Genomic DNA, 14,725 nt, shown 5'->3' with positions numbered 1-14,725 from the left:
CCGCGCGATCACCCGCTCGACGCCGTGCGTCTGCCCGATTCGTGCCTCTTGTCGGGGCTACCGGCAAGTAACCGGACCATCCGCAGACACGCCGGAGCGGCAGGTCTACCCTGTTTGTTCGTGACCTCACACTATGACGTCGTTGTCCTCGGAGCCGGTCCCGGTGGGTACGTCGCTGCTATCCGCGCGGCACAGCTGGGACTGAGTACCGCCATCATCGAGAAGAAGTACTGGGGTGGTGTCTGCCTGAACGTGGGCTGCATTCCCTCCAAGGCGCTTCTCCGCAATGCCGAACTGGCGCATCTCTTCACGAAAGAGGCCAAGACGTTCGGCATGTCCGGGGACGTGTCCTTCGACTTCGGCGCCGCCGTGGACCGCAGCCGCAAGGTCGCGGACGGCCGCGTCAAGGGAGTGCACTTCCTGATGAAGAAGAACAAGATCACCGAATACGACGGTGCGGGTTCCTTCGTCGATGCCAACACCATCTCCGTCGAGCTCAACAAGGGCGGGACCGAGACGGTGACCTTCGACAACGCGATCATCGCGACCGGTTCGGTCACCAAGCTGCTGCCCGGCACCGAGCTGAGCAAGAACGTGGTCACCTACGAGGAGCAGATCCTCACCCGTGAGCTGCCGGGCTCGATTCTCATCGTCGGTGCCGGCGCCATCGGTATGGAGTTCGGCTACGTGCTGGCCAACTACGGCGTGGACGTCACCATCGTCGAGTTCCTCGACCGTGCGCTGCCCAACGAGGACGCCGACATCTCCAAGGAGATCGCGAAGGCGTACAAGAAGCTCGGCGTGAAGATCATGACCGGTGCCGCGGTGCAGTCCATCGACGACGACGGCAACAAGGTGACCGTCGCGATCAAGGACAACAAGTCCGGCAACGTCGAGTCCGTCGTCGTCGACAAGGTCATGCAGTCGGTCGGGTTCGCCCCGCGCGTGGAGGGCTTCGGCCTCGAGAACACCGGTGTCGCCCTCACCGACCGCGGCGCCATCGCCATCGACGACGTGATGCGCACGAACGTGCCGCACATCTACGCCATCGGTGACGTCACCGCCAAGCTCATGCTGGCGCACGTCGCCGAGGCGATGGGCGTGGTCGCGGCCGAGACCATCGGCGGCGCCGAGACCCTCACCTTCGACGACTACCGGATGATGCCGCGCGCGACGTTCTGCCAGCCGCAGGTCGCCAGCTTCGGCCTGACCGAGGAGCAGGCGCGCGACGAGGGTTACGACGTCAAGGTCGCGACCTTCCCCTTCACCGCGAACGGCAAGGCCCACGGCCTCGGCGACCCCAACGGCTTCGTCAAGCTGATCGCCGACAACAAGCACGGGGAACTGCTCGGCGGCCACCTGATCGGCCCCGACGTCTCCGAACTTCTGCCCGAGCTGACCCTCGCGCAGAAGTGGGACCTGACGGTCAACGAACTGGCCCGCAACGTCCACACCCACCCGACGCTGAGCGAGGCGCTGCAGGAGGCCATCCACGGCCTCGCAGGGCACATGATCAACTTCTGATCCCAGCGCGTCGAAGATCCTCCGCACGGGCAGATCCCCGTTCGGATGTACCGGCCTCAGCCCGTGGCGACCGAAACGTCGCCGCGGGCTGTCGTCGTCTTCGGAGACGAAACCTGATTCGATACCCGTGACGCGGGGTACCTTCCCCCCATGGCGGAACGCGGCGCGCGACCCGAGGTACATCCGATTCGCAGGATGATGTTGCGTGCCGTGCGCCACCTGTTCACCCCCCTTCGTCCCGACGACTACCTCGAGATGATCAATCCCCTGTGGACCACCAGGGAGCTGCGGGGCCGGGTCGAGCGGGTGGTGCCCGAAGGTTCCCGTGCGGCGTCCGTGCTGATCCGTCCCGCGTACGAGTGGCGGGGGCACCGTCCCGGCCAGTACGTGCGGCTGGGGGTGATCATCGACGGCGTCTACCACTGGCGCGCCTATTCGCTGACCTCCGATCCCGACCCCGAGGACGGGCTGATCAGCGTCACCCCGAAGGTCGTCGAGTCCGGCGTGGTCTCGCCGCACCTGGTGCGCCGGATCCGGCCCGGCGACGTGGTGCGGCTCGGCGAGGTCGAGGGTGTGTTCACCCTGCCCGATCCGCTGCCGGGGAAGATGCTGTTCGTCAGTGCCGGTAGCGGTATCACGCCGATCATGAGCATGCTGCGCAGCCTGGACCACCGCGACGCCCTCGACGACGTCGTCCTGGTGCACTCGGCCCGTACCGCCGACGAGGTCATCTTCGCGTCCGTGCTGCGTGACCTCGATGCGCGTCGTCCCGGGTTCCGCCTGGTGCTGCGGCTCACCGCGGAGCAGGGCCGCATGACGCCGGCCGATCTGGACGAGCTGTGCCCCGACTGGCGGGAGCGGGAGGCGTTCTGCTCCGGACCCGGCGAGATGCTCGATGCGTTCGTCGAGCACTGGAACGACCACGGGGATCCGAAAAAACTCCACATGGAGCGTTTCCAGCCGATCATCGGCGGGAATGCGGGGTCGGGTGAGGGCGGCACGGTTCACTTCCTCGACAGCGAGGCCGACGTCGAATGCGACGGCGGCACGCCGATCCTGGTGGCGGGCGAGAAGGCCGGCCTGCAGCTTCCGTACGGATGCCGGATCGGAATCTGCCATACCTGCGTGGGCACCCTGCGGTCGGGCAGGGTGCGGGACCTGCGCACGGACGAGGTCGCCGAACCCGTCGGCGCCGCGGTCCGCACATGCATCCACACCGCCGAAGGCGACATCGAAATCGAGCTGTGAACGAAAGGAACGCGAGATGACGACGGAGATCGAAAGTCCGCTCGCGCATCTGAGCCAGGAAACGCTCGAGGCATTGGCGAAGGAGTTCGACGCCATCCACGACCGGGTCTACGCCGACCTGGGGGAGCGCGACCGCCGCTACATCAAGACGGTGATCGCGACGCAGCGACAGCTCGCCGTCGCCGGCCGTGCCCTGCTGCTCGGCTCGGCGTCCAAGCCGGCGTGGGTCGCGGGCACCGCATGCCTCGGCATGGCCAAGATCCTCGAGAACATGGAGATCGGCCACAACGTCATGCACGGGCAGTGGGACTGGATGAACGATCCGGACATCCACTCGTCGGTGTGGGACTGGGACACCGCGTCGACCGCGGCGGGCTGGAAACACTCGCACAACTACATTCACCACACCTTCACCAACATCCGCGGCAAGGACAAGGATCTCGGGTACGAGATCATGCGGATCGACCCGCACCAGAAGTGGCATCCGGTCTACCTTGCGCAGCCGTTCTACAACGTGCTGCTCATGGCGTTCTTCGAGTGGGGCGTAGCGCTGCACGACCTCGATCTCGATGCGCTGTGGGCGGGGGAGAAGACCCCGGCGCAGGTGCTCGGCGAACTGAAGGGCATCGCAGGCAAGGCGCGGCGGCAATTCGTCAAGGACTACGTGGGCTGGCCTCTGGTCTCCGCCGGCGCGTTCGCCGCCGTGCAGCTGCTGTCGGGCGGACGGATTCCGCAGCCGGCCACCTCCCGGATCGGGCGCCGCCTGCGCGGACTCGGCCGCCTCGGGGGTGGCCGCGCGGCCGGCCGCCGGGCCGACCTCGTCGCCGACGTGCTCGACAAGGTCCTGCCGGGCGTGGAGAAGACGTTCCTCGCCACCCTGGCGGCGGACTTCACCGCCAACATCATCCGCAACGTGTGGTCGCACGCGATCATCTTCTGCGGCCACTTCCCGGACCAGACGTACACCTTCAGCCGGAAGGAGGTCGAGAACGAGAGCCGCGGCGGATGGTACGTCCGCCAGCTGGTCGGTGCGGCCAACATCGAGGGCAGTCCGCTGTTCCACGTGATCAGCGGGAACCTCGGCTACCAGGTCGAACACCACCTCTACCCCGACATGCCGAGCACCCGGTACTCCGAGGTGGCGCCCGAGGTGAAGGACATCTGCGAGCGGTACGGACTGCCGTACAACACCGGGCCCCTGTCCAGGCAGTGGGGCACCGTGCACCGGACGATCCTGCGCCTCGCGTTCCCCGGCGGCAAGCCGCGGCCGAAGCCCGGTCCGTATCGCAGCGCGGACGATCCGTCGTCACGGAAGCCGGCGACGAGCGAGGCCGCCCGGTTCCGCAGCCGACTGCCCGCGGACCATCCCGCAGCAGGCCCGGAGCACGAGCACGGTGGTGTGGAGGTCGAACCGCCGCCGCGCTGACGATCGTTGCTACGGCCGATGGGTTCGGTCGTACTCCGCTTGTGCCGCAAGCACTTCCGGCATGCTCGACTCGAGTAGCCCGATGAGGGCGCGCAGGTGCTCGGCGACCTGCGCGCCGAGCGGCGTGAGGCTGTACTCGACCTTGGGCGGAATGGTCGTTTCCACCCGCCGGTGGACGAGGCCGTCGCGCTCGAGCTGCTGCAGCGTCTGGGACAGCATGCGCTCGCTCACCCCGTCGACGTGGCGGCGCAGTTCACCGAACCGGTGCGGGCCCTCGCCCAGGGCGGCCAGGGCGAGCACGCCCCAGCGGCCGGTCGCGTTCTGCAGGACCTGCCGGGACGTGCACGCGCGGGCGAACACGTTCGCTTCGAGTGCGGGATCCGTCGTCACGCCCCCCAGCGTACATGTGCGAACACTTCGTGGCGTACTTACTTGATGGGTTGCACTTACGATTAGTAAGTGATTTGATGGCAGTGTTCCCGACTTCCGTTCTCGAGGAGATCTCATGACCATCGCCGTCACCGGTGCCACCGGCCACCTCGGCCACCACGTCGTCACCGCTCTGCTCGACCGCGGTGCCGAGCCGTCCGACGTCGTCGCGATCGTCCGCGACGCCGCGAAGGCTGCCGACCTCGCCGCCCGGGGCGTGCAGGTGCGCGTCGCCGACTATGGCGACCGGGACGCACTCGTCGCCGCTCTGGCCGGCGTCGACAAGCTCCTGCTGATCTCCGGAAGCGAGGTCGGCCGGCGGATTGCGCAGCACACCAACGTCATCGAGGCCGCGAAGGCCGCAGGGGCCGGCCTCGTGGCCTACACCAGCGTCCTCGACGCGCAGCGCAGCCCCCTGGCCCTGGCCGCCGAGCACAAGACCACCGAGGACCTGCTCGCCGCCTCCGGCCTGGACGTCGTGCTGCTGCGCAACGGCTGGTACTGGGAGAACTATGCCGCCGCTGTCGACACGGCGAAGGCGACCGGCGCCCTGTTCGGCGCCGCCGGCACCGGCCGCGTCGCCGGTGCCGCCCGCAAGGACTACGCGGAGGCCGCCGCCGCCGTGCTGCTCGCCGACGACCAGGCCGGCCGGATCTACGAACTCGGCGGCGACGAGCGCCTCACCTACGTGGAACTCGCCGACGTCCTGTCCGGGATCGTCGGCGCGCCCGTCGCCTACAAGGACCTGCCCCGGGACGAGTACACGAAGGTCCTCGAGAGCGCCGGGGTGCCCGCTCCGATGGCCGCTGTCCTCGCGGACTCCGACGCGGGCATCGCCGTCGGCGCCCTCGACACCGACAGCGGCGACCTGCAGCGACTCAGCGGACGCCCGAGCACGCCGGTGGCCACGGCGCTGAGCCGGTAATCCACGCGGCGAACCGGAATCCGCCCACGACACAGCATGGGCAGATTCCGGCTCCGCGAGCGGATCCAGGTTGTCCACAGGCGGCCGCTTCATCCCCAGATGTGCCGGTGCGTCCCGATCTGCGCCGGCTCGGCGCGGCGCATGCGCCACGCTCGGTCCATGACCGATCCCACAGCCCTGACCAGACGGGATCTGCTGGCGCAGGGTGTCACCGACGACCGGCTCCGCGCCGCGCTGCGGACAGGCGACCTCGTCGCGCTGAAACGGGGCGTGTATCTGCGGCGGGCGGAAGACGGCCCGCTCGACGACACCGGCCGGCACCGGATCCTGGCACGGCACGTCGGCTCGGGTCTCCGCCCGGGGGATGCGCTCAGCCACGTGTCCGCCGCCGTCCTGCTGGGCCTGGACGTGTGGAACGCGGATCTGCGCCGCGTACACGTCTCGCGGACGTCCGCGAGTGGGCGCAGGGTCACGTACCTCCACGTCCATGCAACCGACTGGTGCGACGGCGATGTCGTCACGCTCGACGGTGTCCGCGTCACCTCGGTGGCGCGCACCATCGTCGACCTCGGCCGGTCGCTGCCACTCGAGGAGGCGGTCGTCGCCGGGGACTCCGGACTGCGTGCCGATGCGTCCGCCCGCGACCGGTTGCCCGCAGTTCTCGCCGCGGCCCGTCACCGCACCGGGGTGTCCCGGGCCGCCGCCGTCGTGGACCTGCTCGACGGACGGAGCGAGAGTGTCGGGGAGTCGGTGTCGCGCCTGCGCATGGCGCGATTCGGCCTGCCGGTACCTGCCCTGCAACACGAGGTCGTGGCTCGGGACGGGCGCCGATACCGCGTCGACTTCTTCTGGGAATCGCAGGGCGTCGTCGGCGAATTCGACGGTGCCGGGAAGTACGCGGACCGCCGCGACCTCGTCGCCGAGAAGCACCGCGAGGACGCTCTGCGTGACCTCGGCTTCGAGGTTGTGCGGTGGACATGGGCCGACCTGGATCGGTTCGAGGTCGTCGCCCGGAGGTTCGCCCGGGCCGTCGCTCGAAGATCCACGCGCTGAACCGGAATCCGCCCACGACACAGCCTGAGCGGATTCCGGTTCAGCGCGGGAATTCAGCGAGTCCGGTAGGCCACCCAGCCGCCGAACTCGGTGATGTCGACGGCGTCCGCCGCGGCGTCGTGCGTGCAACCGAATCCGACGACCCACCGCCCGTCCGAGAGTTCGACGCTGGTCAGCGTCATCGGCGCGGGCAGCGCGGCCAGGAACCGGCCCAGGCCGGCCTCCGAGACCCGGAACACCTCGCCGGCGATCGGCGCGCCCCGGCCGGCGCCGTGGCGGACGAGACCGGGCTTCGGGGGAGTGGTGTTCAGCGCCGTCAGGCGGTACGCGTCGGACGTGTGGACCTCCTCGACGAACCGGGCACCGATCTCCTCGAGCTGGAAGTGCAACGGCTGGTCGCGCAGGTGCGCCCCGAACACCGCCAGCTCGACCCCGCCGGAGGCGAATCCCGGCGCGGCGACGCCCGTCAACCGCGCCGCGAGGTCCACGGCGACCTGGTCGGCGAAGGCCGGCACCACGACCATCACCCCGAAGGGATGGCCCTCGGCGGTCGAGGCACCCGGTACCGCGACCGCGGCCATGTCGAGCAGATTGCAGAAGTTCGTGAATGTGCCCATCCGCCGGTTGATCCCGATCGGGTCGGACTGTACCGCCGCGATCGTGGGATGCTCGGTGGTGGTGGGCAGCAGCAGCCCGGCGAATCCGTCGAGGAGGTCCGCCGCGAACGCCTTGGCCTGGGTCAGGGTGTCGAGATCGGCCACCAGTTCGTGCGCCGCGGGGCGCTCCGCGGCCGCGACGATCGCCGCGACCGTCGGATCCGCCCCGGCGGGGTTCGTCGCCAGGAACTCTCCGACGGCCGCGTACCGCTGCGCGACGACGGCACCGTCGTAGAGCAGTGTCGCCGCGTCCAGCAGCGGCGAGACGTCGACCTCGGTCACGTCGAGTCCCGCCGCACGCCCTGCGGCGACGGTGCGCGCGAACGCCTCTCGATACTCGTCGCACAACTCGACGAGGTCCTCCGCGCGCGGCACCGCCACACGCGGCGTGGACGGCGCGGCGAACGGCACGTCCGACGGCCACCTCCGGGAGCGCGGGTCGCGCGGTTCCGGCCCGGCCATCACCTTCGCCGCCGTCACGGCCAGGTCGAGCGACGTGGCGAACACGGTGAGGCAGTCGTAGTCCACGCACGCCGGCACCACGCCGTGGGCCGGGATCACGCCGAGCGTGGCCTTGATGCCCACCAGTCCCTGCAGCGCGGCCGGGACCCGGCCGGATCCCGCGGTGTCCGTGCCGATCCCGATGTCCGCGATGCCCAGCGCGACCGCGGTCGCCGAGCCCGAACTCGATCCGCCCGATACGCGTTCGGGATCCCAGGAACAGCGCACCGCCCCGTACGGGCTGCGGGTGCCGACGAGTCCGGTGGCGAACTGGTCGAGGTTGGTCTTGCCCAGGATCACCGCACCGGCAGCGACGAGGCGCGCGACGCCCGACGCGGTGTCCGTGGGGGTGTAGGCGAACTCGGGGCAGCCGGCCGTGGTGGGTAGTCCGGCGACGTCCACGTTGTCCTTCACCGCCACGAGCAGACCCGCGAGCGGCAGGTCCTCGCCCGCCGCGACGCGCGCGTCCACGGCGTCGGCGTCGGCGAGCACATCCGCGGCCGGCCGCAGCGCGATCCACACCTCGGGCCGGTCCACCTCGCCGAGGCGGCGCAGCGTCGCCTCCGCCCGGGCCCTGCTCGACGACGGCGCAGCCGAAAGTCCATTTTCCACAACGATGCTCATGCTGCTCCGATCACGAGAAGGGGGGTGCCGGGGGCGACTTTCGCGCCCGGCCCGACGAGGACCTTCAGGACGGTCCCCTCGACGGCTGCCGGCACGGGCATTTCCAGCTTCATGGCCTCGAGGATGACGGCGGTGTCGTCGGCGGCGACCCGTTCGCCCTCTGCCACCTCGACCCGCCACACGTTGCCGACCATGGGGGCCTCGACGACGACCGATCCCGCCGGCATCCCGGCGAGCGGGTCGACGGGCTCGACCACCTCGATCGGCGCCGGCTCGGTGCGGTCGAACTCACCGGCCGCGTGCCACGCCTGCTTCTCGGTTTCGAACGCCGCGGACTGACGCTCGTGGAACGCGTCGATGGACTCGGCGTTCTCCGCCAGGAACCGCAGGTGGTCGGCGAGGGCGAACGTGCCCTCGGAGACCTCGGCGTCGAACCGGCCCGCCAGGGACGCGGCGCGGTACTCGAGCAGTTGCTCGGGGCTCACCGGTTCCCACACGATCCGGTCGAAGAAGCGGAACAGCCACGGCTTGCCGTCCTCGAACGGGCCGGCCTGCCGGTACCCCGACCAGATCGGCACCGTCCGCCCGATCAGCTGGTAGCCGCCGGGGGACTCCATGCCGTAGACGCACAGGTACTTCCCGCCGATGCCCACGGCGTCCGACGGGGTCCACGTACGCGCCGGGTTGTACTTCGTCGTCACGAGCCGGTGCCGGGGATCGAGCGGAACAGCCAGGGGCGCACCGAGATACACGTCGCCGAGGCCGAGGACGAGGTACTCGGCGTCGAACACCGTGTCGCGGACCTGCTCGACCGAGTCGAGTCCGTTGATGCGCCGGATGAACTCGGTGTTCGACGGCAGCCACGGCGCCGAGTCGCGCACACCGCTGTGGTAGCGGGAGATCGCCTCGGAGATCGACGGGTCGTCGAACGAGAGCGGCAGCCGGACGGTGCGGCTGGGCACCACCAGATCGTGGGTGGCCGGCAGTTCCGTCTCGAGGTCCTGCAGGGTCCCGAGCAGCCGGTGCTGGGGCAGCACCTCCGGGTCGAAGTGCACGTGCAGCGACCGCACCCCCGGCGTGACGTCGAGGATCCCCGGCAGGCGCACGGCCGCGAGCGCCTCGGACAGGGCGTGCACCCGCATCCGCAACCCCAGGTCGAGCACCATGTCGCCGTACTCGACGAGGATGTTGTCGTCGCCGCCGCGCAGGTACACCACCTCGGGACGGTCCAGGAACGCCGGGGTACCGGCCAGCCGGCCGCCGTCGAGCGCGGCGGGCCGCGCCACGGGCGGGACGTCGCGGGCGCGGGCCGCCGCGCCGCGCAGCTCGACCGCCGCCTCGTCGGTCACGGGAACGAACCGCACCGAATCCCCGGGCCGGATCTGCCCCATCTTCCAGCGGTGACCGGAGACGACCGTGAGCGGGCACGCGAACCCGCCCAGGCTCGGGCCGTCCGGACCGAGCAGGATCGGGGTGTCGCCGGAGACGTTGAGTGCGCCCACCGAGTAGGGGTTGTCGTGCAGGTTCGACGGGTGCAGCCCGGCCTCGCCGCCGTCCGTCCGCGACCAGGTGGGCTTGGGGCCGTCCAGGCGGATGCCGGTGCGGTTCGCGTGGGACTGCACCGTCCACGTGGTGTCGTAGAACTGGGCCAGGTCGTCCTCGGTGAAGTAGGCCGGGGCGGGCTGCGGACCCTCGGTGACGGCGAGATGCCACGTGTGGGTGAACTCCGGGCGACGGTCCACGGGTACGGGTGCCGGGCCGGCAGGGGCGGGCGACTCCGCCACGCCGAGCACATCACCCGTGGCCACGGCTCTACCGGTGACGCCGCCGAAGCCGCCGAGGGTGAACGTCGCGGCGCTGCCGTGGTAGAGCGGGGCGTCGAGCCCGCCCCGCACCGCGACGTAGGTGCGCAGGCCCTGCTCGGCCGGGGCGCCGACGTCGAGCACGCCGCCGGCCGGCACCTCCACGGGCTCCCACATCGGCACGGGCACCCCGTCAACGGTGGCGACGACCGGGGCGCCGGTGACGCACACGAGCGTCGGGTCGGAGAACTTCAGGCGCGGGCCCTGCAGCGTGCATTCCAGCGCCGGTGCCCCCTCCGGGTTGCCGACGGCGCCGTTGGCCGCGCGCATCGACAGGTCGTCCATCGGGCCCGACGGCGGAATGCCGACCTCCCACAGGCCGATCCGGCCGGGGAAGTCCTGCACCGTGGTCATGGTGCCCGCGCGCAGCACGTCGATGCGGTGGCCCGTCGCCCGCACGTCCCGCAGCGTCGCGGTGGTGTGTGCGGCCTCGAGCACCGGCTCGGCGGTGCAGATGCGCCGCAGCTGCGGCAGGTTCGTCTGCACGCCGTACAGGTGGGTGTCGTCGAGCGCCTCGGCGAGCGCCGCGAACGCGGTGCGCCGGGACTCGCCGCGCACGATGATCTTGGCGAGCATCGGATCGTAGAACGAGCTCACCTCCGTGCCGGTGTCCACCCACGTCTCGACGCGGGTGTGGGCCGGGAACTCCACGGCGGTGAGCAGTCCGGCGCTGGGCCGGTAGTCGTGCCCCGGGTCCTCCGCGTACACGCGCGCCTCCACGGCGTGACCGGTGATCCGCGGTCCGCCGTCGGGCAGCGCGTCGAGCATCTCGGTCTCGCCCCGGCCCAGCCGCAGCATCCACTCGACCAGGTCCACACCGGTGACCTCCTCGGTGACCGGGTGCTCGACCTGCAGGCGGGTGTTCATCTCGAGGAACGACGCCTCGCCGCGTTCGACGTCGTAGACGAATTCGACGGTCCCGGCGGAGCGGTAGCTCACCGACGAGGCGAGCCGGCGCGACGCCGCGAGCAGTTCCTCGACGACCGCGTCGGGCAGGTTCGGGGCGGGCGCCTCCTCGACGACCTTCTGGTTGCGACGCTGCAGCGAGCAGTCGCGCGTGCCGAGGCTGATCGTGCGGCCGCAGCCGTCGCCGAACACCTGCACCTCGATGTGGCGGGCGTGGGCGACGAACCGTTCGAGGAACACGCCCGACGAGGAGAAGTTCGCGGACGCGAGGCGCTGCACCCGCTCGTACGCGTCCCGCAGCTCGTCGGGGGTGTGACAGGCCTGCATGCCGATGCCGCCCCCGCCGCCGACGGCCTTGAGCATCACGGGGTATCCGACGGTTTCGGCCGCGGCGACGGCGGCGTCGACGGACGCGAGCAGGCCGCTGCCCTCGACGAGCGGGACGCCGACGGCGCGCGCCGCCTCGCGAGCGGTGTGCTTGTCGCCGAAGACCCGCAGCTGCTCGGGCGTGGGCCCGATGAACGCGATGCCGGCCGCCTCGCAGGCGGCCGCGAATTCCGCGTTCTCCGAGAGGAACCCGTACCCGGGGTGGACCGCGCCGGCACCGGTCGCGAGGGCGGCCTCGATCACCAGATCCGCCCGCAGGTACGACTCCGCGGCCGGGGCGGGACCGAGGCGCACGGCCATGTCCGCCATTTCGACGTGGGCGGCGGACGCGTCCGCATCCGAGTACACGGCGACGGTCTTCAGCCCCAGTGTGTGCGCAGAACGCATGATCCGGCAGGCGATCTCGCCACGGTTGGCGACGAGCAGGGTGTCGAAAGCGAACGTCACGACAGGCTCCTTCGGTGACGGGGAAGAGGAAGGTATGGGGGCGGAACCGGATGTCAGCGCGCGAACGACATCGCGGTGACGGCGCGGGTCACCCGGTCGAGCACCACCGCGAGGGATTCACCGATGTGCCGGTGCAGCAACCGGTGGGCACGCTCGAGCTCGTCGCCGAGCACGGCGTCGACGATGGCGAGGTGCTCGGCGATCGACGTCTCGATCCGGCTGTTGACCATGAAGTCGTACATCCGCACGTGCCGGATCCGGGAGTTGACCGACTCGAGCGAGCCCGCCAGTTCCGCGTTGCCCGATGCGGCGAGCAGTGCGACGTGGAACTCCTCGTCGAGCACCACGAAGCCCGGTTCCTGCTGCGGCGGGTCGGCGGACAGGCGCAACCACCGTTCGCGTTCGGCGGTGAGGGCGGCGCGGTCGTGCCGCACATCGGGATTGTCGATCGCCCGCGCAATGCCCTGCAGTTCCAGGGTGATCCGCAGCTCGTAGAGGTCGCGGATGCGGGGGATGCTCGGCGGCACCGGCGAGAATCCGTACTCCTCGCGGCGCAGCAGGCCGTCCGCGCACAGCATCGCGAGGGCTTCCCGGACCGGGGTGCGGGAGATGCCGAAGCGCGCGGACAGTTTCGGCTCGGTCAGCCGCTCACCGACCGGGATCGAGCCGTTCATCAGCTCGGTGCGCAGTTCCCGGTACACCCGCGTCCGGAGCGGTTGCGCCGTGGCTGTATCCGTACGTGTCGACATAGCTGTATACGCTATGGACGTCGTGTTTCGCCGAGATTGCCCGCGGTAAAGCGGCGGTTAGGAAGAACTCTCAGAAGTCCCGCTCGATGCGCAGCACGCCGATGGTGGTGGCAAGTCCGTCGTATTGCGCTACCAGCAGGCAGAATTCGACCATTCGCCGGTCGTCGAGGTGAGCGGCCAGCGCCTTCCACGTCCCGTCGGCGAGGTCCCTGGTGGTGACCAGCTCGTCGACGGCCGCGAGCATCGCCCGGTGCCGCGGGCTCCAGCCGGGGGCCCCGGGCCCGTCGAGGATGCGCTGCAGGATCTCCGGCGTGATCCCGGCGCGGCGGCCGAGCCGGGTGTGGTGGTCCAGCTCGTAGCCGCACTCGCGCAGGTGCGCCACGCGGAGGATGACCAGTTCGGATTCGAACCGGGGCAACCGCCCGAACGGCATGAGCTTCCCGGAGTAGTACAGCCAGCCGCGGAACAGGCCACCGGTGCGGCCCAGGGTGCTGAACAGGTGCGCGTCCTTCGTGCCGGCCACCGTCGAGAGCACGCGCCAGGCCGCCCAGTTGAGAGGGCCGAGCTCCCTGAACCGTCCGGGCCGGATGCGAGGTGACATGCCGGTCAGTCTCGCACGGCGCGCGCCAATCGGGCCATCGTCCGGGCCTGCTCGGCGCGCTGCACCACCACCGCCCGGGACGTGTCGATGTGGGCGAGGAGCTGGGCGTGGGCGTCCTCGAGACGGCCCGCGAGCACCGACTCCGCCACGCAGATGTGCTCGTCGACGGTCGCCGTGATCCGGTCGTGCGTCAGGTAGTCGAACATGCGCACGGGCCGCACCTTCGCGTTCACGGTGGCCAGCGCGTCGCACAGGGCCGGGTTGCCGGCGGAGGCCAGCAACGCCAGGTGGAACTGTTCGTCGAGGCCGACGAAGCCCGCATCCGGCTCGGGCAGGTCACGGCGCAGCGCATACCACCGGTCGAGCTCGGCGCCGAGCACGTGGGGATCGTGCCGGATCGACGGATCGGCCAGCGCGCGACGGATCCCGCGCAGCTCCAACGTGGTCCGCAGCTCGTACAGATCGGCGAGGTCGTCGAAGCGCGGCCGGTAGGGGAACAGGCCCTGCTCGCGCCGCTCGACCAGCCCGTCGGACACCAGCCGCGCCAGCGCCTCCCGCACCGGCGTGCGGGAGACCCCGTACTGCTCGGCGAGGCGTTCCTCGCCGAGCCGTGCGTCCGGCGGCAGGACGCCCGTCATCAGGTCCGAACGCAGCGCCCGGTAGACCCGGTCGCGCCGCGTGCCACCGGTGCTCATCAGATCGCCATGGCCGCGCGGACGGTGCCGGCGGCATCCGTGCCGCCGTCGCCGGTGGCGGTGATGCGACCGGATTCGAGGACGTAGTACCGCTGGGCGGCGTGCAGGGCGAAGCCGATGTGCTGCTCGACGAGCAGCACCCCGAGGTCGCCGCGCCGGCTGAGTTCGACGACGGTGTTCTCGATCTCGGCGACGACCGACGGTTGGATGCCCTCGGTGGGTTCGTCGAGGATGAGCATGCGGGGCTCGGTGATCAGGGCGCGGGCGATCGCCAGCTGCTGGCGCTGGCCGCCGGAGAGCAGGCCGGCGCGTCGGTCCAGCAGCGGCACGAGGGCGGGGAACAGGTCGAGCATCTCGGCGACGAGCTGCTTGCCGCGTCTGCGCCCGTCGGCGACGACCTGCAGGTTCTCGGCGCAGGTGAGCTGGCCGAAGGATTGTTGTCCCTGGGGGACGTAGGCCAGGCCGCGGGCGACGCGCGCGGACGGCCGCAGCGCGGTGACGTCCTCGCCGTCGAACACGATCCGGCCGAAGGTGGTGGGCAGCAGGCCGACCGCGGCGCGCAGCAGGGTGGTCTTGCCGGCCCCGTTGTGGCCCATGACGGCGACGACCCCGTCGGCGGGGACGGTGAGTGTGGCCCCGTGGATGATCTCGGTGCGGCCGTAGCCGGTGCGCACGTCGACGAGCTCGAGCAT

General features: G+C 70.6%; 12 protein-coding genes. 5 read left to right on the top strand and 7 right to left on the bottom strand.

Going from position 1 to position 14,725, the window contains the following annotated elements:
* Positions 1 to 120 precede the first annotated feature (120 nt).
* The 3 genes from lpdA (at position 121) to KZJ41_RS21060 (ending at position 4,198) form a co-directional block, all read left to right on the top strand.
* Positions 121 to 1,524: a dihydrolipoyl dehydrogenase gene (gene lpdA, locus KZJ41_RS21070; protein WP_029545277.1), complete on the top strand. Its 1,404-nt coding sequence runs from the start codon at positions 121 to 123 to the stop codon at positions 1,522 to 1,524.
* Positions 1,525 to 1,674: 150 nt separating this feature from the next.
* Positions 1,675 to 2,772, top strand: a complete 1,098-nt coding sequence (locus KZJ41_RS21065) for a ferredoxin reductase (RefSeq protein WP_065922277.1) — start codon at positions 1,675 to 1,677, stop codon at positions 2,770 to 2,772.
* Positions 2,773 to 2,788: 16 nt separating this feature from the next.
* Positions 2,789 to 4,198: an acyl-CoA desaturase gene (locus KZJ41_RS21060; protein WP_251549531.1), complete on the top strand. Its 1,410-nt coding sequence runs from the start codon at positions 2,789 to 2,791 to the stop codon at positions 4,196 to 4,198.
* Positions 4,199 to 4,207: 9 nt separating this feature from the next.
* On the opposite strand, the gene KZJ41_RS21055 is transcribed toward KZJ41_RS21060, so the two are convergent.
* Complete coding sequence (locus KZJ41_RS21055; RefSeq protein WP_006932945.1) at positions 4,208 to 4,588, bottom strand: helix-turn-helix domain-containing protein; 381 nt, start codon at positions 4,586 to 4,588, stop codon at positions 4,208 to 4,210.
* 115 nt (positions 4,589 to 4,703) lie between these two features.
* Here KZJ41_RS21055 and KZJ41_RS21050 point away from each other — a divergent pair, with 115 nt between their 5' ends.
* A complete protein-coding gene (locus KZJ41_RS21050) occupies positions 4,704 to 5,552 on the top strand; it encodes an SDR family oxidoreductase (RefSeq protein ID WP_065922278.1) in 849 nt (282 codons plus the stop codon).
* Between the two features lie 159 nt (positions 5,553 to 5,711).
* Positions 5,712 to 6,605 (top strand): hypothetical protein, encoded by an 894-nt coding sequence (locus KZJ41_RS21045; RefSeq protein ID WP_251549529.1) that lies wholly within the window; start codon positions 5,712 to 5,714, stop codon positions 6,603 to 6,605.
* Positions 6,606 to 6,658: 53 nt separating this feature from the next.
* Here the strand turns inward: KZJ41_RS21045 and atzF are convergent, their stop codons facing one another.
* From atzF to urtE, 6 genes are all read right to left on the bottom strand, one after another.
* A complete protein-coding gene (atzF, locus tag KZJ41_RS21040) occupies positions 6,659 to 8,386 on the bottom strand; it encodes an allophanate hydrolase (protein WP_251549527.1) in 1,728 nt (575 codons plus the stop codon).
* A complete protein-coding gene (uca, locus tag KZJ41_RS21035) occupies positions 8,383 to 11,988 on the bottom strand; it encodes an urea carboxylase (protein ID WP_251549525.1) in 3,606 nt (1,201 codons plus the stop codon). The genes atzF and uca overlap by 4 nt, the downstream gene beginning before the upstream one ends.
* A 53-nt stretch (positions 11,989 to 12,041) precedes the next feature.
* Positions 12,042 to 12,737 (bottom strand): GntR family transcriptional regulator, encoded by a 696-nt coding sequence (locus tag KZJ41_RS21030; RefSeq protein WP_029545262.1) that lies wholly within the window; start codon positions 12,735 to 12,737, stop codon positions 12,042 to 12,044.
* A gap of 70 nt (positions 12,738 to 12,807) precedes the next feature.
* The gene (locus KZJ41_RS21025) at positions 12,808 to 13,338 is read right to left on the bottom strand and encodes a carboxymuconolactone decarboxylase family protein (RefSeq protein ID WP_251549522.1); all 531 of its coding nucleotides are present in this window, start codon (positions 13,336 to 13,338) and stop codon (positions 12,808 to 12,810) included.
* A 5-nt stretch (positions 13,339 to 13,343) separates the two neighbouring features.
* The gene (locus tag KZJ41_RS21020; RefSeq protein WP_006932958.1) at positions 13,344 to 14,033 is read right to left on the bottom strand and encodes a GntR family transcriptional regulator; all 690 of its coding nucleotides are present in this window, start codon (positions 14,031 to 14,033) and stop codon (positions 13,344 to 13,346) included.
* Complete coding sequence (urtE, locus tag KZJ41_RS21015; protein ID WP_006932959.1) at positions 14,033 to 14,725, bottom strand: urea ABC transporter ATP-binding subunit UrtE; 693 nt, start codon at positions 14,723 to 14,725, stop codon at positions 14,033 to 14,035. The genes KZJ41_RS21020 and urtE overlap by 1 nt, the downstream gene beginning before the upstream one ends.

It is taken from the genome of Rhodococcus sp. 11-3, from assembly GCF_023704055.1.
GTDB lineage: Bacteria > Actinomycetota > Actinomycetes > Mycobacteriales > Mycobacteriaceae > Rhodococcus > Rhodococcus aetherivorans.
This window is presented reverse-complemented; position numbering and strand designations above follow the sequence as displayed.

Bases quoted from the DNA above. Each gene is read 5' to 3' on its own strand.
- KZJ41_RS21065 (WP_065922277.1), top strand. From the start codon at position 1,675: ATGGCGGAACGCGGCGCGCGACCCGAGGTACATCCGATTCGCAGGATG.
- KZJ41_RS21060 (WP_251549531.1), top strand. From the start codon at position 2,789: ATGACGACGGAGATCGAAAGTCCGCTCGCGCATCTGAGCCAGGAAACG.
- KZJ41_RS21050 (WP_065922278.1), top strand. From the start codon at position 4,704: ATGACCATCGCCGTCACCGGTGCCACCGGCCACCTCGGCCACCACGTC.
- KZJ41_RS21045 (WP_251549529.1), top strand. From the start codon at position 5,712: ATGACCGATCCCACAGCCCTGACCAGACGGGATCTGCTGGCGCAGGGT.
- atzF (WP_251549527.1), bottom strand. From the start codon at position 8,386: ATGAGCATCGTTGTGGAAAATGGACTTTCGGCTGCGCCGTCGTCGAGC.
- KZJ41_RS21030 (WP_029545262.1), bottom strand. From the start codon at position 12,737: ATGTCGACACGTACGGATACAGCCACGGCGCAACCGCTCCGGACGCGG.
- KZJ41_RS21025 (WP_251549522.1), bottom strand. From the start codon at position 13,338: ATGTCACCTCGCATCCGGCCCGGACGGTTCAGGGAGCTCGGCCCTCTC.
- KZJ41_RS21020 (WP_006932958.1), bottom strand. From the start codon at position 14,033: ATGAGCACCGGTGGCACGCGGCGCGACCGGGTCTACCGGGCGCTGCGT.
- urtE (WP_006932959.1), bottom strand. From the start codon at position 14,725: ATGCTCGAGCTCGTCGACGTGCGCACCGGCTACGGCCGCACCGAGATC.